Origin of the sequence: Pseudomonas sp. MONT-RG-20F-20-E-7-02 (genome assembly GCF_022662395.1) — a bacterium.
Taxonomy (GTDB): Bacteria; Pseudomonadota; Gammaproteobacteria; order Pseudomonadales; family Pseudomonadaceae; genus Aquipseudomonas.
The window spans coordinates 980,391-1,000,141 of sequence record NZ_JAKNQN010000001.1 but is presented as its reverse complement, the minus strand read 5'-3'; the positions used below and the strand labels follow the sequence as shown (position 1 = coordinate 1,000,141).

General features: G+C 62.5%; 20 protein-coding genes. 8 read left to right on the top strand and 12 right to left on the bottom strand.

Features of this window, described 5'->3' with window-relative positions; genetic code table 11:
* Positions 1-185: 185 nt before the first annotated feature.
* The 11 genes from L8I05_RS04550 to L8I05_RS04500 all read right to left on the bottom strand — a co-directional run bounded on the left by L8I05_RS04550 (position 186) and on the right by L8I05_RS04500 (position 11,081).
* Complete coding sequence (locus L8I05_RS04550) at positions 186-1,580, bottom strand: FAD/NAD(P)-binding protein (protein ID WP_242167340.1); 1,395 nt, start codon at positions 1,578-1,580, stop codon at positions 186-188.
* Between the two features lie 12 nt (positions 1,581-1,592).
* Complete coding sequence (locus tag L8I05_RS04545; protein WP_242167339.1) at positions 1,593-2,360, bottom strand: ABC transporter ATP-binding protein; 768 nt, start codon at positions 2,358-2,360, stop codon at positions 1,593-1,595.
* Between the two features lie 3 nt (positions 2,361-2,363).
* Complete coding sequence (locus L8I05_RS04540) at positions 2,364-3,704, bottom strand: ABC transporter substrate-binding protein (protein WP_159957647.1); 1,341 nt, start codon at positions 3,702-3,704, stop codon at positions 2,364-2,366.
* Between the two features lie 17 nt (positions 3,705-3,721).
* Positions 3,722-4,771 (bottom strand): branched-chain amino acid ABC transporter permease, encoded by a 1,050-nt coding sequence (locus L8I05_RS04535; RefSeq protein ID WP_159957649.1) that lies wholly within the window; start codon positions 4,769-4,771, stop codon positions 3,722-3,724.
* A 4-nt stretch (positions 4,772-4,775) separates the two neighbouring features.
* A complete protein-coding gene (locus L8I05_RS04530; RefSeq protein WP_242167338.1) occupies positions 4,776-5,657 on the bottom strand; it encodes a branched-chain amino acid ABC transporter permease in 882 nt (293 codons plus the stop codon).
* Positions 5,657-6,427, bottom strand: a complete 771-nt coding sequence (locus tag L8I05_RS04525) for an ABC transporter ATP-binding protein (protein WP_242167337.1) — start codon at positions 6,425-6,427, stop codon at positions 5,657-5,659. The genes L8I05_RS04530 and L8I05_RS04525 overlap by 1 nt, the downstream gene beginning before the upstream one ends.
* Positions 6,424-7,326 (bottom strand): acyl-CoA synthetase, encoded by a 903-nt coding sequence (locus tag L8I05_RS04520; RefSeq protein WP_242167336.1) that lies wholly within the window; start codon positions 7,324-7,326, stop codon positions 6,424-6,426. Before L8I05_RS04520 ends, L8I05_RS04525 begins: the two co-directional genes overlap by 4 nt.
* A gap of 122 nt (positions 7,327-7,448) precedes the next feature.
* Positions 7,449-8,828, bottom strand: coding sequence for an LLM class flavin-dependent oxidoreductase (locus L8I05_RS04515; RefSeq protein ID WP_159957657.1), 1,380 nt, complete (start codon positions 8,826-8,828; stop codon positions 7,449-7,451).
* Positions 8,828-9,154, bottom strand: coding sequence for an acyl-CoA dehydrogenase (locus L8I05_RS04510; RefSeq protein ID WP_242167335.1), 327 nt, complete (start codon positions 9,152-9,154; stop codon positions 8,828-8,830). Before L8I05_RS04510 ends, L8I05_RS04515 begins: the two co-directional genes overlap by 1 nt.
* 12 nt (positions 9,155-9,166) lie before the next feature.
* Positions 9,167-10,363, bottom strand: a complete 1,197-nt coding sequence (locus L8I05_RS04505; protein ID WP_242167334.1) for an SfnB family sulfur acquisition oxidoreductase — start codon at positions 10,361-10,363, stop codon at positions 9,167-9,169.
* A gap of 154 nt (positions 10,364-10,517) precedes the next feature.
* Positions 10,518-11,081 (bottom strand): XRE family transcriptional regulator, encoded by a 564-nt coding sequence (locus L8I05_RS04500; protein WP_242167333.1) that lies wholly within the window; start codon positions 11,079-11,081, stop codon positions 10,518-10,520.
* A 92-nt stretch (positions 11,082-11,173) separates the two neighbouring features.
* On the opposite strand from L8I05_RS04500, the gene L8I05_RS04495 reads away from it, so the two are divergent.
* The 7 genes from L8I05_RS04495 to L8I05_RS04465 all read left to right on the top strand — a co-directional run bounded on the left by L8I05_RS04495 (position 11,174) and on the right by L8I05_RS04465 (position 18,354).
* On the top strand, positions 11,174-12,103 hold the full coding sequence (locus L8I05_RS04495; RefSeq protein ID WP_159957665.1) for a DMT family transporter: 930 nt from the start codon (positions 11,174-11,176) through the stop codon (positions 12,101-12,103).
* A gap of 211 nt (positions 12,104-12,314) precedes the next feature.
* On the top strand, positions 12,315-15,236 hold the full coding sequence (locus L8I05_RS04490) for a monovalent cation/H+ antiporter subunit A (RefSeq protein WP_242167332.1): 2,922 nt from the start codon (positions 12,315-12,317) through the stop codon (positions 15,234-15,236).
* Complete coding sequence (locus L8I05_RS04485) at positions 15,236-15,580, top strand: Na+/H+ antiporter subunit C (protein WP_003192163.1); 345 nt, start codon at positions 15,236-15,238, stop codon at positions 15,578-15,580. Before L8I05_RS04490 ends, L8I05_RS04485 begins: the two co-directional genes overlap by 1 nt.
* Positions 15,577-17,259, top strand: a complete 1,683-nt coding sequence (locus L8I05_RS04480) for a monovalent cation/H+ antiporter subunit D (protein WP_242167331.1) — start codon at positions 15,577-15,579, stop codon at positions 17,257-17,259. Before L8I05_RS04485 ends, L8I05_RS04480 begins: the two co-directional genes overlap by 4 nt.
* The gene (locus L8I05_RS04475; protein WP_242167330.1) at positions 17,256-17,744 is read left to right on the top strand and encodes a Na+/H+ antiporter subunit E; all 489 of its coding nucleotides are present in this window, start codon (positions 17,256-17,258) and stop codon (positions 17,742-17,744) included. The genes L8I05_RS04480 and L8I05_RS04475 overlap by 4 nt, the downstream gene beginning before the upstream one ends.
* Complete coding sequence (locus L8I05_RS04470; RefSeq protein ID WP_159957673.1) at positions 17,741-18,019, top strand: K+/H+ antiporter subunit F; 279 nt, start codon at positions 17,741-17,743, stop codon at positions 18,017-18,019. The genes L8I05_RS04475 and L8I05_RS04470 overlap by 4 nt, the downstream gene beginning before the upstream one ends.
* Positions 18,016-18,354, top strand: a complete 339-nt coding sequence (locus L8I05_RS04465) for a Na+/H+ antiporter subunit G (protein ID WP_159957675.1) — start codon at positions 18,016-18,018, stop codon at positions 18,352-18,354. Before L8I05_RS04470 ends, L8I05_RS04465 begins: the two co-directional genes overlap by 4 nt.
* Before the next feature lie 48 nt (positions 18,355-18,402).
* On the opposite strand, the gene L8I05_RS04460 is transcribed toward L8I05_RS04465, so the two are convergent.
* A complete protein-coding gene (locus L8I05_RS04460; RefSeq protein WP_242167329.1) occupies positions 18,403-18,861 on the bottom strand; it encodes an HIT family protein in 459 nt (152 codons plus the stop codon).
* Positions 18,862-19,034: 173 nt separating this feature from the next.
* On the opposite strand from L8I05_RS04460, the gene L8I05_RS04455 reads away from it, so the two are divergent.
* Entirely contained in the window at positions 19,035-19,715 is a 681-nt protein-coding gene (locus L8I05_RS04455; protein WP_242167328.1) for a peptidase E, read from the top strand.
* Positions 19,716-19,751 lie beyond the last annotated feature (36 nt).

Below are 19,751 nucleotides of genomic sequence, written 5' to 3'. Positions count from 1 at the left end.
ACTGACGGCCGAACTCGGACTAATTGTGGGAGCGGGCTTGCTCGCGAATGCGGAGGGTCAGTGACAGATGAATTGACTGACAAACCGCATTCGCGGGCAAGCCCGCTCCCACATTTGGAATGGAGGGTGTCAGGTAGATTTGGGTTGCCTGAGAGGCCGCTATCGCAGGCAAGCCAGCTCCCACATTAGTTTTTTGTCAGCTTCACCGCCAACGCCTTGGCTTGAATCGCCACATCGGTCACCGCCGTACTCTCCCACCACATCCCCCGCAACGGCGGCCCCATGGCAAACAGGCGCGGGCTGACATTGCCCTCAGCATCCACCACCGCCCCCGACACATCCGCCGCAATCCCCAACGCCAACGGCCCCGGCCGGATCAACCCACGCTTGAGCAACTGCTGCGGCAACGGCCTGGCCACGCGGCGCCAGTCGTATTCGATACCGCTGGAATTGATCAGCGCCGCGCCCGACACCTGCGTCACCGCCTGCTCACCACGACGCCGCAAGCGAATAGTCACGCCAGCGTCCGACGCCACCAACCCCTTGAACGACGCCGCCTGAATCCGCAACCTGCCATCGGCCTGCAACCGCGCCACCAACTGCGCACTCAACGGCGGCGAACGGTGATGATGGCTCTCCCACCACGGCCGTACATGACGCACGAACTGGCGCTTCTCGCGCTCGTCGGCCTGGCTCCACAGGCGGCCGATGTGCGCGCGCACGGTGTCCAGCGGCGCCTGCCAATCGATGCACTGGGCCTGTGCGATCCGGCATTGGCGGCGCACCTCGCGCAGCAGTTGCCGTGGGCTGCGCAGGCTGTGGTCGGCGGCGAGAAAGTCTTCCCAGCTTGGCGGCTGCCGACGCACATGCGGCAACAGACCGTGTCGCGAGAAAATCTCGATGGGCCCACGATGGCCCGCCTGCTCCAGCGACACCACGGCATCGACCATGGTCAGCCCGGAACCGATGATCAGCACCGTCGACTGCGGGTCGATGTGAGTCATGGCCTGCACATCCCACGGGTCCACTGCGGCGGCGTTCAAACCGCTGGACTCGGTCTGCGGTGTACGCGCCGCCGGGAACATGCCGGTGGCCAGCACCGCGTAAGTGCCGCGCAGTTGCTGGCCGTTATCGAGGGTGAGCAATGTGGCTGCGTCGTCCACTTGCAGGTCGACCACTTCGCCACGCACATGCTCGACGGTGGATATCGACAGCGCCTTGGCTTCGGCCAGCCGCTGCTGCGCGTACACGCCAAAAATTCCGCGCGGCGGGAACAATTCACTGATCGGCACATGCTGCTGATCCGATTCCGGCCAACCACCGGCGCCGATGTAGTCGGTGAGCCATTGGGTCAGGTCATCGGCGTTGTCCGGGTCGACGCTCATGCGCGCGGCGTTACCGTTCAAGGTGTGGCCCAGCTCAACGGCGCTGTAGGCCTCGCCGCGCCCGAGTTCGGCGCGCGGTTCAATCACCAGGATGTGCCGCTGCCCGGGCTGGCGCAGCAGTTGCACGGCCAACATCGTGCCGCTCAGGCCGCCGCCGATGATCAATACATCAGCGTTGCGGATGGATTCAGTCATGCACGTTCGCCCTTACTGTTTACCCAGATAAATATCATGCAAATCGCCACGCGCCAGCAGCTCAGTTGCACTGCCATTCAACACCACTCGTCCAGTATCCAGCACGTAGCCCTGGGACGCATAGTTGAGCGCGACGTTGATGTTCTGTTCGGCGATCAAAAAGCTCACCTGCTGCTCACGGTTGAGCTGCGCGATGATCTCGAAAATCTCCTGCACAATCATCGGCGCCAACCCCATCGACGGCTCGTCGAGCAGCACCAAGGTCGGGCGAGTCATCAGCGCCCGGCCAATCGCGACCATTTGCTGCTCGCCGCCCGACGTCAGCCCCGCGCGGGTGTGGCGCTTGGTCTTGAGCCGTGGGAACCAGGCGTAGATGCGTTCCAGGTCGTGCTCCATGGCCTTGCGGCTCAGGCGCCGCACAAAGCCGCCGCTGCGCAGGTTGTCCTCCACCGTCAGTTGGCCGAACACATGCCGACCTTCCAGCACATGAACCATGCCCTGGCGCACGCGCCGGCTGGGGTCGATGCCGGCCACATCGCGCCCGGCATACGTAATTACACCCCGGCTGACCTCGGCCCGCTCGGCACGCACCAGCCCCGAAATCGCCTTGAGCGTGGTGCTTTTGCCCGCGCCATTGGCGCCGAGCAAGGCGACGATGGCGCCCTTGGGCACCTTCAAGGACACCCCGGCCACCGCCAGGATCGCGCCGTCGTAGATCACTTCGATGTCGTTGACCGTCAGCAGCGACGGCTGCGCAGTTTCAGCGGCGGCTTGGCTCATGGTTTATTCATCCCCGGTGCAGGTGCGCGGCGTCAGGCCTTTTTCCTTGGCGAAGGCGGCGGACTTTTCATCGATCAACGGGCGCAACAACGCGCGGTCGGCGGCGATCCAGTCGCTGATCAGCGTCCAGTTGGCACCGTCCCACTGCTGCACGCGCGCCGAACCGCCACCTTCGTGGTCGCGGCACGACAGCTTGAGGTTCTGCATCAGGCCCAGGTAGCCCATGTCCTTCAAACGCGCGTCGTCGATATTCAGATGCTCCAGGCCCCAGCGGCCTTCTTCGCCATTGAGTGGCCGTTTGCCGAATTTGGCCTGGCCGGTGCGAATGGCTTCCACCGCCACGGCGGCGTTCACCAGACCTGAGTTGTAGTACACGCTGCCGAAGTTTTTCAGGTCTTTGAGGTCGCTGTGGCCCTTGTCGAGGATGTATTGCTTGAGGCGTTTATGAATCTCGAAGTCGGCGCCGGCCGGGTATGGGGTGAGTGCCAGGTAGCCTTTGGCAGCAGCGCCGGCCGGCAACACGTCTTCGCTGGAACTGGCCCAGATATCGCCGATGATGTGATCGACCGGGAAGCCGAAGCGTGCGGCGGTCTTCACCGCAACCGGCGTCGACACGCCCCAGGTACGCAGGAACACCCAGTCAGGATTGGCCTGGCGCACCTGGCGCCATTGCGCCGACTGCTCGTTGCCGGGATCGGCGACCGGAATCTGGATGTTTTCAAAGCCGTATTTCTCCGCCAGCAGCTTCAACGGGCCGAGAGTTTCCCGCCCGTAGGCCGAGTCGTGATAGACCGTGGCGATCTTCTTGCCCTTGAGCTTGTCGAAACCGCCTTCGCGCTGGGCGATGTAGTTCACCAATGTCGACGCCTCGCTGTAGAAGGTCAGCATCACCGGGAAGTTGTACGGGAACACGGTGCCGTCGGTGGCTTCAGTGCGGCCGTAACCGAGGGTGATCAGCGGGATCTTGTCGACCTCGGCGCGCTCGCTCAGCGCATACGCCGCCGGTGCGCCATTGGGTTGATACACCGCGACCGGCGCGCCATCCAGGCCATTTTTGAAGCGCTCGTAGCACTCGATGCCCTTCTCTGCCGTCCACTCGGTCTCGCATTCCTGCCACACCAGTTTCACGCCATTGATGCCGCCTTCAACCTCGTTGATATAACGCAGGTAGTCGATCATCCCGGCCCACACCTGCACGCCGCTGGAGGCGTAGGCGCCGACGCGGTAAGTGGCCAGGGGAATGAATTGCTGGTCGGGCGAGGCGCTTGCCTGGGGCACAGCACCGGCCAGGGCGGCCAGCGCGAAGGCGGCGCCGACCAGGGAACGTTTCAAGGATGCACGCATGGGAGGTTCTCTTAGGGTCAGAAACGTAGAGGCCACTGACGCAGCCGATCGCGAAGGGTGTGCAACAGGCGAATCAAGCCCTCGGGTTCCTTGATCAGGAACACGATGATCAACACGCCAAAGATGATTTTCTGCAGGTTCTGCAACTGCCCCGCATCCACCGAACCGCCGAACAACGCCTGCCCGGCATGGCTGAGGAAAATCGGCAGCAGGCTGATAAACGCCGCGCCGACAAAGTTACCGGCAATGCTGCCCATGCCGCCGATAATGATGATGAACAGGATCTGGAACGAGCGGTTGATATCGAAGCTGCTGGCGCTGGCCGTGCCCAGGTAGGCGAAGGCCCACAGCGCGCCGGCGATGCCTAAGTAGAACGAGCTGACCGCGAACGCCAGGCGCTTGTAGCGCACCACCGGAATGCCAACCACGGCGGCGGCGGTGTCCATGTCGCGGATCGCCATCCAGTTGCGACCGACCTGGCTGCGCACCAGGTTGACGGCGGTCCAGGTCAACAGCAGCACCGTAATCAAGGTCAGCAGATAGCGGCCAACCGGGGTGTTGAGGTCATGGCCGAACAGCGCCAGTTTCGGCGCAGAAATGGTGCCCGAGGAGCCGTAGTTGTAGAACCAGGGGAATTTGACGAACAGCCACTCGAGGAAAAACTGTGCGGCCAGCGTGGTGACCATCAAATAGAAACCCTTGATCCGCGAGCTGGGCAAGCCGAACAGCAGCCCCACCAACGCACTGATCACGCCGCCGCCGAGCAGCGCCACCGGCAAGCCCAGCTCCGGCAGGCGCAATAAAAACCCATAGGTGGCGAACGCACCAACGGCCATGAAGCCCGCCGCGCCCACCGAGGTTTGCCCGGTGTAGCCGGTCAGCAGGTTCAAGCCCAGCCCGGCCAGGGACAGCACCAGGAAGGGAATCAGGATCGCGTTGAGCCAATAGTCATTGCCCCACAGCGGCACCACGATAAAGGCCAGCGCCAGCAGGCCAATCAGGCCCCAGGGCACGCGCCGCTGGATCAACACCAGCGGCGCGGTTACTTGAGCAACGGGAATCGACATGGTTTCAGACTCGCTCGATGGCGCGCTCGCCGAACAGGCCGGCGGGGCGGATATACAGGAAGGCCAGGGCCAATACGTAAGCAAACCACGGCGTGATGCCGCCGCCGATCAGCGGGCCGATATACACCTCGGCGAGGTTCTCCGCCGCGCCGACAATCAACCCGCCGACGATCGCCCCGCCAATCGAGGTAAAGCCGCCGATGATCAATACCGGCAAGGCCTTGAGCACCACCAGCGACAGCGAAAACTGCACGCCCTGGCGCGCGCCCCACAACAGCCCCGCCACCAGCCCGACCACCCCGGCCACGGCCCAGACGATCTGCCAGATACGGTTGAGGTTGATGCCGATGGACAGCGCCGCCGTGGTGTCATCCGCCACCGCGCGCAGCGACACGCCGATGCGGGTCTTGTTGAACAGCAACGCCAGCACGCTCACCAGCACCACCGCAGCGGCAGCGGCGATCAGGTCGAACTGGCTGAGCATCAGCGGCCCGACAAACAGCGGCACGTCGTCGATACCCAGATCCAGCGCGCGCACCTGCGAGCCCATCAAGCCTTGGGCCAGGCCTTCGATAATGAACGACAGGCCCAAGGTGGCCATGAACAGGGTGATCTGCGAGCGGTTCACCAGCGGGCGCAACACCAGCCGCTCGATCAGCAAGGCGCCGATGATCATCACGATCACCGTCAGCAGCAGTGCCAGGGCAAACGGCACGCCCTGGTCATGCAGGCTGACGAAGGTCAGCGCGGCAAACAGCAGCATCGGACCCTGGGCGAAATTGAACACACCGCTGGCCTTGTAGATCAGCACGAAGCCGATGGCGACCAGCGAGTACAGGGTGCCGGCGAGCAGGCCGCCGAGCAGGGTTTCGAAAAAGAAGGTCATCAGTGTGCGACTCCCAGGTAAGCGGCAATCACCTCGGGGTTGGCCTGCACCTCGGCGGGCGTGCCGTCGCCGACCTTGCGCCCGTAGTCGAGCACCACCACGTGATCGGACAGGCCCATGACCACGCCCATGTCGTGCTCGATCAACACCACGGTGGTGCCGAGGTCGCGGTTTACGTCGGCGACGAAGCGCGCCATGTCCTGTTTTTCTTCGGCGTTCATCCCGGCCATCGGCTCGTCGAGCAGCAACAGGCTCGGGCCTGCGATCAATGCGCGGCCCAACTCCACGCGTTTTTGCAGGCCGTAGGACAAGTTGCCGACCAGTACGTCGCGATCGGCTTGCAGTTCGAGCAATTCAAGGATGGCTTGGCCACGCAGGCGGAAGGCCTCAGCCTCACGCCGGGCGCGCGGTAAGCCGAGGGCCTGTTCGATAAAGGTGGTGCGCATATGCCGCGACAGGCCGGTAAGGATGTTGTCGAGCACGCTCATCTTTTTGAACAGCGCATTGTTCTGGAACGTGCGGCCGATGCCTCGGCGCGCGGCGCCCAGCGGGTCGATGCGCTGGAAGTGCTGTTGCTCAAACACGATCTCGCCGGCGTCAAAGCGATACACGCCGTTGAGTACATTGAGTAACGAACTCTTCCCCGCGCCATTGGGCCCGATCAACGCGCAGATTTCGCCGCGCTGCACCTCGAACGACAACGCATTGATGGCCTTGACGCCTTTGAACGACAGCGAGATATCCCGCACTTGGAGAATGGCCTGGCTCATGCGATGTCCCGTTTGAATTCGGCCAGCCATACCGGCTCGGCGCTGGATTTGAGCGGTTGCCAGATAGAGGACAGGCGCTGGAAACCGAGCAGCCTGCGCACGCGATTTTTCAGCAACCGGCGCAGGCCGCTTTGCGGGTGGGCGATGGCCCAGTCGCACAAGCGTCGGCGCCAAGTGCCGTGGAGCGCGAGGCGGCTTTCGATATCATCGGCCAGGTGCTGTAAACGCTCGGGCGACAGCAGCAGGCCGGTCGGTGCGACTTCACTGCGATCACGCCGCGCCGAAGCCAGGCTTTCCGGGAATGCCAGGCCGTGGCCGCTGTTCAGCCATTGCTCCAGCACCACCGCCAGCCCGCCTTGCCAATGGGTGCCCTCCTCGCTCCACAACACGGTTTCGCCGCTCGGTTGCCACCAACGCTGCAGGTGCTGCGCCGGGTCAATGGGGCCGAGCAATTGGGCAAAATCCACCAGGTTGGCGGACTGCCAGTGCCGCACCTGCTGGCGGCCCTGGGCGTAAGAATGGCTGGGGCGAATGCGCCACAGCTGTTGGTACAGAACTTCGGGTTCCAGGTCATCGGCCAGGGTCAACACCTGCCCACCGACGGACTGGGCAGCCAAGGCCAGCAGCAACAGGTTGGGCTCGAAGGCGCCGCTGAGGGCCAGCCGCGATTGCTCGCCGAAACCTTGCTGGCGCAACCCATCGGCCAGGCGCTCGACATCGCGCAAGGCGTCGATCCAGCGCCAGGCATACCACTGGCCCTGGCGCTTGTGGCGCAGGGCGGTGTGCAACGGGGTGATCTGCGCCCAGTGGTGCAATTGTTCAAAGGCCTTGGGCAGGTTGCCGAGCAGCTCGGCAGGCCATTCCAGGGCCAGCGGGCGTTTGAGTTCGTGCACGCTCATAGGGGTAATGCTCCTATTCAAGTGATGTGCGTGCGGTGGTCCGCTGGCTGAGTAATTTGGATCAACACCGTTCTACTGTGGGAGCTGGCTTGCCAGCTCCCACATTGACCGAGGTGTTTCAGTTAGAGGGTGGTGGCTTTGAGATCGCGGTAACCGGCGCCCGGGTGGTTCGCCCCCAATCGCGCTCCATCGCCAAACAACTTCTCGCGCAAGGTGCCCTGGGCGTATTCGGTTTTGTACACGCCACGCTTTTGCAGCTCCGGCACCAGCAGGTCCACGGCGTCGATAAAGGTTTCATGGGTCAGTGCATAGGCGAGGTTGAAGCCGTCCACGTCGGTCTCTTCGACCCATTCCTGCAGCAGGTCGGCCACGGTTTCCGGGCCGCCGACAAACAACGGGCCAAAGCCGCCGATGCCGACCCAGTCGGCCAGCTCGTTTGGCGTCCACACTTTGTTCGGGTCCGCCGTGGAGAAGGCTTCCACCGCCGACTGAATCGCATTGGTGTGCACGTGCTTGAGCGGCTCATCCGGCTTGAACTGGCTGAAGTCGATGCCGGTCCAGCCGGAAATCAGCGCCATCGCGCCTTCGTAGCTGACGTAGGATTTGTATTCGTCGAACTTGGCCTTGGCCTTGGCGTCGGTCTCGCCGACGATCACCGTCTGCAAATTGAAAATCAGAATTTTCTTCGGATCACGCCCAGCCTCAGCCGCACGGCGGCGGATGTCGGCGACGGTTTTTTTCAGCAGCACCTTGGACGGCGCCGCCACGAATACGCACTCGGCCTGCTCGGCGGCGAACTGCTTGCCACGGCTGGACGCGCCGGCCTGGTACAGCACGGGTGTGCGCTGCGGCGACGGCTCGCACAGGTGAATGCCGGGCACCTGGAAGTGCTTGCCGACGTGGCGGATCTCGTGGATTTTGCTCGGGTCGCTGAAAATTCGCCGCTCGCGGTCACGCAGTACCGCACCCTCCTCCCAGCTGCCTTCCCAGAGCTTGTAGCAAACCTCCAGGTATTCCTCGGCGTAGTCGTAGCGCGCGTCGTGTTCGGTCTGGGCTTTCTGGCCGAGGTTCTTGGCGCCGCTTTCCAGATACGAGGTGACGATGTTCCAGCCGATACGGCCCTTGGTCAGGTGATCGAGGGTCGACAGGCGGCGGGCAAACGGGTACGGATGCTCGAACGACAACGAGGCCGTCAGGCCGAAACCCAGGTGTTCGGTGACCAGCGCCATCGGCGCGATCAGTGACAGCGGGTCATTGACCGGCACCTGGGCGGCCTGGCGAATCGCCGCGTCGCCGTTGCCGTTGTACACGTCGTAGATGCCCAGCACGTCGGCGATAAACAGGCCGTCGAACTTGCCGCGCTCGAGGATTTTGGCCAGGTCGGTCCAGTATTCCAGGTCTTTGTACTGCCACGAGCGATCACGCGGGTGCGCCCACAGGCCGGGGGATTGGTGGCCGACGCAGTTCATGTCGAAGGCATTCAAGCGGATTTCACGGGACATCAACGCACTCCGTTGAGGTGGTAGTTGCCGACGATCTGGTATTTCCAGCGCAACGGATCATCCAGGCTGGGCAGCAGCGCGGTGCGTTGGCCGGTGAGTTCGAATTCGGCGTTGCTGGCGAAAATCAGCGCTTCGGCGGCAGCGATTTGCGCTTCGGTCACTGCGACCGGGCTTGGATGGGTTTCGGCGCGTTCCAGCAAGGCGGCGGCCACATCGACGCGAATCTGCCAGTCGCCGAAGCGGCTGATCACGTAAGGGTCATCGCTTGTTTCCACTGCGCGACGGGTGCTTTGCAGCAGTTGACGCGCTTGATTCAGTGCAGTCATGGGGCAGGTTCCTCAGTTCCAGGCGTGGCGCGCAGGCTTCACGCCGTTGAGCACGAAGTTGCCGATCAGGTGGTATTTCCAGCGCGCCGGGTCGTGCAAGGTATGGGTGCGCGCATTGCGCCAGAAGCGGTCGAGGTTGTGCTTGGCGGTGACCGAACGCGTGCCGGCCAGTTCGAACAGCTTGCTGCTGACGAGCAAGGCGGTTTCGGCCGACAACACTTTCGCCTGGGCGACCACCAGCGAAGCCTGGGCCACGGTGTCTTCATTCGGCTCGGCCAGGGCACGGTCGACCGCCTTGCCGGCCTTGGCGAGAATGGCTTCGGTGCCGTGCACGCGCCATTGCAGGTCACCGATGGCGGCGATGGTGAAGGGGTCTTGCCAGCCGTGTTCCTGTTGGCTGTCGATCCAGGGCCGCGCCTGGCGCGCGTAGTTTTTTGCCTGTTCCAGCGCGCCAAGGGCGATGCCGGTGTCGACGGCGGCCTGGATGATCTGGGAGATCGGGCCATTCGCGGTAGGCTGGTCAAACGCCAGGTGCGCCGGGATCACCGCGGTGCGCGGCACGGTCACGCCGTCGAGGGTCACGCCGCCGCTGGCGGTGGTGCGCTGACCAAAGCCGTCCCAGCTATCGATCACTGTGAGGCCCGGCGCATTGCGTTCGACGAAGGCAATAAAGGCCTGGCCGTTTTCATTGTTGCCGACCGTAGGCACGATGTGGGCGAACAACGCGCCGGTGCAGTAGAACTTCTCGCCGTTTATTTGCGCGGTGTCGCCGTCAAACCGAATCTGGGTGTCGAAGGTGCCGGCGTTTTTGCTCTTGGCTTCGGAAAAGGCATTGCCGAAACGGTAGCCCGCCAAGACCTTGCCGAAGTAATGGCGCTTTTGTTCCTCGCTGGCGGTTTGCAGGAGGATGTCGATAACACCCAGGTGGTTCTGTGGGATTTGCCCCAGTGAAGGGTCGGCGGCGGAGATCACTTTGATCACCTCGGCCACCGTCACATAGGACACCTCAGCGCCGCCGTAGGCCTTGGGAATGGTGATGCCCCACAGGCCGCTGGCAGAGAACTCTTCGAGCTCGTCCACCGGCAGGCGCCGCTCGCGGTCGCGCACGCTGGCGTCGATGGCGAAGCGGGCAGCCAAACGCGTGGCCACCTCGATGGCTTCGGCATCCGAGCGAATGATATGGGCTGGGTGTTGAGGGTGGGCTGACATGGGCCGACTCCAGGCTCCGATGGGATAACGGAGTGATTGCAGGAGTCGTGCCTGAATGTAATCGGCAATAAAATCAGCGGTTTGCGGCTAAAACCTTGAAACGAGCGCGCTTGCAGACGAGCAAAGTGTCCATCCACTGTTGCCTGGCAGACAGTTAGATCACCACGTTGCGTACAAAGCGCACCGGCACGTCGCCGTCATTGCGATAGCCGTGAACGTGACGGCTGGCGAACATGTAGAACTCACCGGCGGCGACGCGCTTTTCCTCATCGCCGACCAAAAGCGTGAGGCAGCCTTCGAACACAAACAGCTGCACGCTCCAGCCGTCCGGGTCGGGGTCGGGGTTGTAGCGATCGCCTGGTTCCAGGTGCATCTCCCACAACTCGACCTCACGCCGCGCCGTGGCCTTGGCCAGCAGCACGGCTTTACTGCCGGGGATTTCACCGGCCCAGGCCAACTCGTTGATGCGGCTGTGGTCGCCGGCATCCGGGGCCTGGATCAGGTCGCTGAAGGCCACGTCCAAGGCTTCGGCCACGCGATCCAGGGTCGACAAACTGACATTCTTCTCGCCCGCCTCGATAGCCACCAGCATGCGCCGGCTGACCCCGGACTTTTCCGATAGCGCGGTCTGGCTCAGGTCGGCAGCATGCCGCAAACGACGCACATTCTGGCTGACGTGTTGCAGGACCGAAGCGCGTTGTGGATTTTCTTTGTGCACTATATTGCTCATAAGGTAGGTGTGCGCAGTATACTGCCCAGCGTGCGGCGCATTGTGCGGTCCGTGCCTTTCCCTTGCAAGACCGAGCCGCCATGACTGCCCCGAACGCTTCTTCACGTTTCAACCGTTTCAGCAAAGCCGAATGCATCCTGGTGGTGATCACCATGATCTGGGGCGGCACCTTTTTGCTGGTGCAGCATGCGATGACCGTCAGCGGGCCGATGTTTTTCGTGGGCCTGCGGTTTGCGGCGGCGGCCATCGTGGTCGGGTTCTTTTCGTTGCGCACCCTGCGCGACCTGACCTGGTTTGAATTGAAAGCCGGTGCCTTCATTGGCACCTCGATCATGTTCGGCTATGGCATGCAGACCATTGGCTTGCAGACGATTCCGAGCAGCCAGTCGGCGTTTATCACGGCGCTGTATGTACCCTTTGTACCGCTGTTGCAGTGGTTGGTACTCGGTCGGCGCCCGGCGCTGATGCCGGCCATCGGCATCATGCTGGCGTTTACCGGGTTGATGTTGCTCACCGGCCCGGCCGGCGCCTCGCTGAACTTCAGCCCCGGCGAAATCGCCACGCTGATCTGTGCGGTCGCGGTGGCCGCCGAAATCATTCTGATCAGCGCGTTTGCCGGGCAGGTGGATGTGCGCCGGGTGACGGTGGTGCAGTTGGCCACGGCGTCGCTGCTGTCGTTTCTGATGGTGGTGCCAATGGGTGAGGCCTTGCCGGGGTTCTCCTGGCTGCTGGTGTTCAGTGCGGTAGGCCTGGGCTTGACCAGCGCGGTGATCCAGGTCGCGATGAACTGGGCGCAGCAAAGTGTCTCGCCGACACGTGCCACCTTGATCTACGCCGGTGAGCCAGTCTGGGCCGGCGTGATCGGGCGGATCGCCGGGGAACGCTTCCCGCCGATTGCGATGGTGGGCGCGGCGTTGATTGTGGCGGCGGTGATTGTCAGTGAGTTGAAGACCAAGGGGCAGAAGGCCATCGAACTGCAAGATGAAAGGGAACAGGAACAGCAGGGGTAAGGTCTGACGGTTTGTGGTGGCTGTCGGATCGCCATCGCGGGCAAGCCCGGCTCCCACAGGGGGCGGTGGTGCCAGGTGGACAGGGACCCGCTGAAACAATGCGAAACAGGGGTTTTCAGCCTACTTTGTAGGATCCTGCCACATCTTGCCGTTTGGTGATCGAGAAAGCGGCACGTATGATGCATCCCAAACTCCCGCAGATTAGAAGCCTATGTCCCTGATAGTTCTACTGCTTCTGCCTTTTATTGGCAGCTGTCTGGCGGCCTTGCTGCCGCACAATGCACGTAACACCGAATCCCTGTTGGCTGGCCTTGTGGCCCTGGTCGGCACCATTCAAGTCGCCCTGTTGTACCCCCAGATCGCCCATGGTGGCGTGATCCGCGAAGAATTCATGTGGTTGCCCAGCCTTGGGCTGAACTTCGTGTTGCGCATGGATGGGTTCGCCTGGCTGTTCTCGATGCTGGTGCTGGGCATCGGCTCGCTGGTGTCGCTGTATGCGCGCTATTACATGTCGCCGGACGATCCGGTACCGCGTTTCTTCGCGTTTTTCCTGGCCTTTATGGGCGCCATGCTCGGGCTGGTGATTTCCGGCAACCTGATCCAGATCGTGTTCTTCTGGGAACTGACCAGCCTGTTCTCGTTCCTGTTGATCGGCTATTGGCACCACCGCGCCGATGCCAGGCGCGGTGCCTATATGGCGCTGATGGTCACCGGTGCGGGCGGTTTGTGCCTGCTGGCGGGCGTGATGCTGCTGGGGCATATCGTCGGCAGCTATGACCTGGACCAGGTGCTGGCGGCGGGCGATCAGATTCGCGCGCATTCGCTGTACCCGGTCATGCTGGCCCTGGTGCTGATCGGCGCCTTGAGCAAAAGCGCACAATTCCCCTTCCACTTCTGGCTACCCCACGCGATGGCGGCACCCACGCCGGTGTCGGCGTACCTGCATTCGGCGACGATGGTGAAGGCCGGCGTGTTCCTGCTGGCCCGCCTGTGGCCGTCACTGTCCGGCAGCGAAGAATGGTTCTGGATCGTCGGCGGTGCCGGCGCCATCACCCTCCTCCTCGGCGCTTACTGCGCCATGTTCCAAAATGATCTCAAAGGCCTGCTGGCCTACTCCACCATCAGCCACCTCGGGCTGATCACCCTGTTGCTGGGCCTCAACAGCCCGCTGGCTGCCGTCGCTGCGGTGTTCCATATTCTCAACCACGCCACCTTCAAAGCCTCGCTGTTCATGGCCGCGGGCATCATCGACCACGAAAGCGGCACCCGCGATATTCGCAAGCTCAGCGGCCTGGTGCGGCTGATCCCGTTTACCGCGACCCTGGCGATGGTGGCCAGTGCGTCGATGGCTGGCGTGCCGTTGCTCAATGGCTTCCTGTCCAAAGAGATGTTCTTCGCCGAAACCGTATTCATTACCTCGACCGCCTGGGTGGAAATCGCCCTGCCGGCGATTGCGACCATCGCCGGCACCTTCAGTGTCGCCTACGCGTTGCGCTTCACGGTCGATGTGTTCTTCGGCCCGCCCGCCACCGACCTGCCGCACACACCGCACGAACCACCGCGCTGGATGCGTGCGCCGGTTGAGTTGCTGGTGTTCACCTGCCTGCTGGTGGGCATCTTCCCGGCCCAGGTGGTCGGTTCGATCCTCGCCGCCGCCGCGCTGCCGGTGGTGGGTGGCGTGCTGCCCGAGTACAGCCTGGCGATCTGGCACGGCTGGAACGCGCCGATGATCATGAGCCTGGTGGCCATGTCCGGCGGTGTGATGCTCTACCTGATGCTGCGCAAACAACTCAAGCGCGGCCGCTTCAAATACCCGCCGATCATCAGCTACTTCAACGGCAAGCGCATGTTCGAGCGCAGCCTGGTGGTGATGATGCGCGGTGTGCGCAGGATCGAGAAACGCATCAGCACCAAGCGCCTGCAAACCCAGCTGTTCCTGCTGGTGCTGGCGGCAGTGATTGCAGGCTTGATCCCAATGCTCAACAGCGGCCTCAGCTGGGGCGACCGGCCAAAAATCCCGGGGTCGATTGTGTTTGTGACCCTGTGGCTGCTGGCAATCGCCTGTGCCCTCGGCGCCGCCTGGCAAGCCAAGTATCACCGGCTGGCAGCCCTGACCATGGTCAGCGTATGCGGCCTGATGACCTGCATTACGTTCGTGTGGTTCTCGGCCCCGGACCTGGCGTTGACGCAGTTGGTGGTCGAAGTGGTGACCACCGTGCTGATCCTGCTGGGCCTGCGCTGGCTGCCACGGCGGATCGAAGAAGTCTCGCCACTGCCCAGCTCGCTGCGCAAGGCGCGCATTCGCCGCCTGCGTGACTTCCTGCTGTCCACCGTGGTCGGCGGCGGCATGGCGTTGCTGTCCTACGCGATGCTGACGCGCCAGACACCCAACGACATTTCCTCGTTCTACTTGAGCCGCGCACTGCCCGAAGGCGGCGGCAGCAATGTGGTCAATGTGATGCTGGTGGACTTCCGGGGCTTCGACACCCTCGGCGAAATCACCGTGCTTGGCGCCGTGGCCTTGACCGTGTACGCCCTGCTGCGCCGCTTCCGCCCATCAAAAGAAAGCATGCAACTGCCTGCACAACAACGCCAACTGGCGCCGGACGTGGCGACTGATCTGGTCAACCCACGCCAGGCCAGCGATACCGCGCTGGGGTTCATGATGGTGCCGGCGGTGCTGGTACGCCTGCTGCTGCCGATTGCGCTGGTGGTGTCGTTCTACCTGTTCATGCGCGGCCACAACCAGCCGGGCGGCGGTTTCGTCGCAGGCCTTGTGATGTCGGTGGCGTTCATCCTGCAATACATGGTGGCAGGCACCCAGTGGGTCGAGGCGCAAATGAGCCTGCGGCCGATGCGCTGGATGGGCTTCGGCCTGCTCTCGGCGACCCTCACCGGGCTTGGCGCGCTGTTTGCCGGTTACCCGTTCCTCACCACCCACACTTGGCATTTCAGCCTGCCGGTGCTCGGCGATATCCATGTCGCCAGCGCGCTGTTCTTCGACGTCGGCGTGTACGCCATGGTCGTTGGTTCCACGCTGCTGATGCTCACCGCCCTCGGTCACCAATCCGTGCGGGCCCACAAACCGAGCAACCAGGCCAAAGCCGTTGCCGCTACGGAAGGAGCCGCCTGATGGAAGAAGTCATCGCAATTGCCATTGGGGTCCTGGCGGCCTCCGGCGTCTGGTTGATCCTGCGGCCACGGACGTTCCAGGTCGTCATGGGCCTGTGCTTGCTGTCGTACGGGGTCAACCTGTTCATTTTCAGCATGGGCAGCCTGTTTATCGGCAAGGAGCCGATCATCAAGGACGGCGTGCCGCAAGACCTGCTCAACTACACCGACCCCCTGCCCCAGGCCCTGGTGCTGACCGCCATCGTGATCAGCTTCGCCATGACGGCGTTGTTCCTGGTGGTGCTGCTGGCCTCCCGAGGCTTGACCGGCACTGACCATGTAGACGGCCGGGAGCCCAAGGAATGACGTGGATGAATCAACTGATCGTCGCGCCGATCCTGCTGCCGTTGCTGACCGCCGCGCTGATGCTGATGCTCGGCGAAAAACGCCGCCCGCTGAAGGCTAAAATCAATCTGTTCTCCAGTGCCATCGGCCTGGGCATCGCCATCCTGCTGCTGTACTTGACCCAGCAAGGCGGCCCCGGCTCGATCGGCGTGTACCTGCCGGGCAACTGGCAGGTGCCGTTCGGCATTGTGCTGGTGGTGGACCCGCTGTCGGCGATGATGCTGGTGCTGACCGGGATCATCGGCGTGAGTGCGCTGCTGTTCGCCATGGCCCGCTGGGACCGCGCCGGCACCAGTTTCCACGCGCTGTTCCAGATCCAGATGATGGGCCTGTACGGCGCCTTCCTCACGGCCGACTTGTTCAACCTGTTTGTGTTCTTCGAAGTGCTGCTGGCGGCGTCCTACGGCTTGATGTTGCATGGCTCGGGCCGCGCGCGGGTGTCGTCGGGGCTGCATTACATCGCGATCAACCTGCTGGCCTCGTCACTGTTCCTGATCGGCGCGGCGATGATCTACGGCGTCACCGGCACGCTGAACTTTGCCGACCTGGCGCTGAAAATCCCCCTGGTGCCGGAGGCTGATCGTGGCCTGTTGCACGCCGGTGCGGCGATCCTGGCGACTGCCTTCCTGGCCAAAGCCGGCATGTGGCCGCTGAACTTCTGGCTGGCGCCCGCCTATTCCTCGGCCAGCGCGCCGGTGGCGGCGATGTTTGCGATCATGACCAAGGTTGGCGTCTACACCGTGCTGCGCCTGTGGACGCTGCTGTTCTCCGGCCAGGCCGGTGCCTCGGCGCTGTTCGGCGGCGACTGGCTGGTGTACGGCGGCATGGCGACGATCATTTGCGCGGCACTGGCGATGGTGGCGGCGCAACGCCTGGAGCGTATGGCGAGCTTGAGCATTTTGGTGTCCGCCGGGATCCTGCTGTCGGCTGTAGGTTTTGCCCAGCCGAGCCTGACCGCCGGTGCGTTGTTCTATCTGGTCAGCTCGACGCTGGCATTGAGCGCGCTGTTCCTGCTGGCTGAACTGATCGAGCGTTCGCGCTCCGCCAATGACCTTCCCTTGGATGAGGAAATCGACGCGCTGCCCAAGGCCATGGAATCGCTGCATCCGCGCCCTGGCGTGAACCTCGACGATGAACAGAAAGCCGTGGTCGGCCAGGTAATTCCCTGGACCATGGCCTTCCTCGGCTTGAGTTTTGTCGCCTGTGCGCTGCTGATTATCGGCATGCCGCCGCTGTCCGGCTTTATCGGCAAGCTCAGCCTGTTGAGCGCATTGGTTAACCCAATGGGCCTGGGCAACGCCGTGGACGAGCCGATCCGCCCGGCCGCCTGGGGCTTGGTGACGTTGCTGATTCTGTCGGGGCTGGCCTCGCTGATCGCCTTCGCCCGCCTGGGCATCCAGCGCTTCTGGACCCCGGAAGAGCGCCCCTCGCCGCTGCTGCGCCGCTACGAGTGCGTGCCGATCTTCTTCCTGCTCGGCCTGAGCATCCTCCTGACGTTCAAGGCCGAGCCGTTGATGCGCTACACCCAGGCCACCGCCGAAAGCCTGAACAACCCGGAACACTATGTGATGGCGGTGATGGCGACGCGCCCGATCCCCAGCCCTGAAGCCAAGGCCGCCGCCCTGGAGGTGCAGCCATGAAGCGTCTGTTGCCTGCTCCGTGGTTGTCGCTGGCGTTGTGGCTGTTGTGGCTGGTGTTGAACCTGTCGGTCAGCCCCGGCAACCTGCTGCTGGGCGCGCTGATGGGTTTTCTCGCCCCGTTGCTGATGGCGCCGTTGCGCCCGTTGCCGATCCGCATCCGCCGCCCCGGCGTGATCATCCGCCTGTTCCTGCTGGTGGGCCGTGACGTGATCATCTCCAACCTGCACGTGGCCTGGGGCGTGCTGACCTGCGGTTCGCGGCCACCGCGCTCGCGCTTTATCAAAGTCCCGTTGGACCTGCGCGACGCCAACGGCCTGGCCGTGCTGTCGATGATCACCAGTGTCACCCCCGGCACCGTCTGGTCGGAACTGGCGCTGGACCGCAGTATTCTGCTGATCCACGTCTTCGACCTGGATGACGAAGCGCAGTTTATCCAGCACTTCAAACACGCCTATGAACGGCCCCTGATGGAGATCTTCGAATGAGCGCCCTGCTCTCCAATGCGATCCTGGTCAGCCTGTTCCTGTTCTCCCTGGCCATGGTGCTGACCCTGCTGCGCCTGTTCAAAGGCCCGTCGGCCCAGGACCGGGTTCTGGCGCTGGACTACCTGTACATCCTGGCGATGCTGATGATGCTGGTGCTTGGCATTCGTTACGCGAGTGACACCTACTTTGAAGCAGCGCTGCTGATTGCACTGTTTGGCTTTGTCGGGTCGTTCGCCCTGGCGAAATTCCTGCTGCGTGGCGAGGTGATTGAATGATGCCGTTATGGGTTGAAGTGAGCGTGGCCGTGCTGCTGGTGCTGAGCAGCCTGTTTGCACTGATCGGCGCGATTGGCTTGTTGCGCATGAAGGACTTCTTCCAGCGCATGCACCCACCGGCGCTGGCCTCGACGTTGGGCGCGTGGTGCGTGGCGTTGGCGTCGATTATCTACTTTTCGGTGCTCAAATCCGCGCCGGTGCTGCACGGGTGGTTGATTCCGATTTTGTTGGCGATCACGGTGCCGGTGACCACGCTGCTGCTGGCTCGCACCGCACTGTTCCGCAAGCGCATGGCCGGGGACGATGTGCCGGCTGAGGTCAGTAGCCGCCGCTGATCGACCAGGCGCACAGGATATAAAAATGTGGGAGCAGTTGGTTTTGTATCAGGCAAACGAGCGGATATGCGCCGCCAGCTCTGCCAACTCTCCATCATCCGCCCGCACACAATCGTGGGACGAGATGTAGCCCTCATACGCTTCAAAGAACTTATCCACCTTGGAGCTGATTGGCTTGAACGCACTGTCCTGCCCTGTGCCGTGCATGGGAAACAGCTTCGCGTGCAGGTGATCCACGCCGTACCCTTCCAGCATCATCCCCGTGCGCGCCACATCCGCAAACGCCCGGTCGATCAGCAACGCGGTTTTCTTGGTGGCGACAACAAGGTCAGCCAGCACCTTATCCGACTGCGCAAATGCATAGCTGCCGTAATGCTGCTTGGGGATCACCACGCTGAAACCCGGCGTGTTGGGGAAGATCGACAGGAACGCCATATGGTGTTCGTCCTCCCACAGAATGTGGGCTGGAGAGGTCTTTCGGACAATGCTGCAAAAAATACAATCCATTCAAATCACCGCCCGTTTCATCATGAGTTTGGTCGTGGCGAATATCTAAAGCCATGATTGGGCGAGCGTCAAAACAAAACAGAACTTTCTGAAAGGTCTCACGAAATTGAGATCAGAAAACCGCACGTTTATATTGAATGGCTTAATCGTCCCAGGACAGGCTGGAGGCCAGGATGGATACAAACATCATTGTTATCGGCGGAGAGTCCGACGCGGAGATGACACGTATGACGTGTATCGACAAACACATCGTCGCGTCATCAGGCAAAGCACGTCCGAATGTTCTCTATATCTCCACTGCCAATGGCGATGACCGAACTAAAATCTCCAACTTCATCACCAAATATCAAAGCGCAGGCTGCACCGTCACCACGCTGACGTTTTTCATTGCGCCCTTCCCCGGCACTGACCGGGTTTCATCGCTGATTGAACAGGCCGACATCATTTATGTGGCGGGCGGAAATACGCGCGCCATGCTGGCTACGTGGCGCGAGTTCGGCATGACCGGGCTTCTGAAAGCGGCAGCGAAAAACGGCACAGTGCTCTGTGGTGTCAGTGCCGGGGCCATTTGCTGGTTTGATTATGGGCACTCTGATTCAGGGGGAGCGTTTGCCCTGGTCGCAGGCCTCGGCTTGCTTTCCGGCGCCCTGTGTCCGCATTTCTGCTCAGAGGTAGGAAGGGAAGCATCGTTTGTCGAGCTGGTGCGTCTCCAGGGTATACAGCCTGCCTACGCGGTAGATGATGGCGTTGCTCTGCATTTCAAAAATGACCAATACCACAGGCTGATCCGCAACGAAGCGCAAAGTGGCGCTTATGAGGTCAGTGCCTCACCGCCGTATCTGAAGCCAATGTGAACGCTGAACTCGGTCAAATTGTGGGAGCGGGCTTGC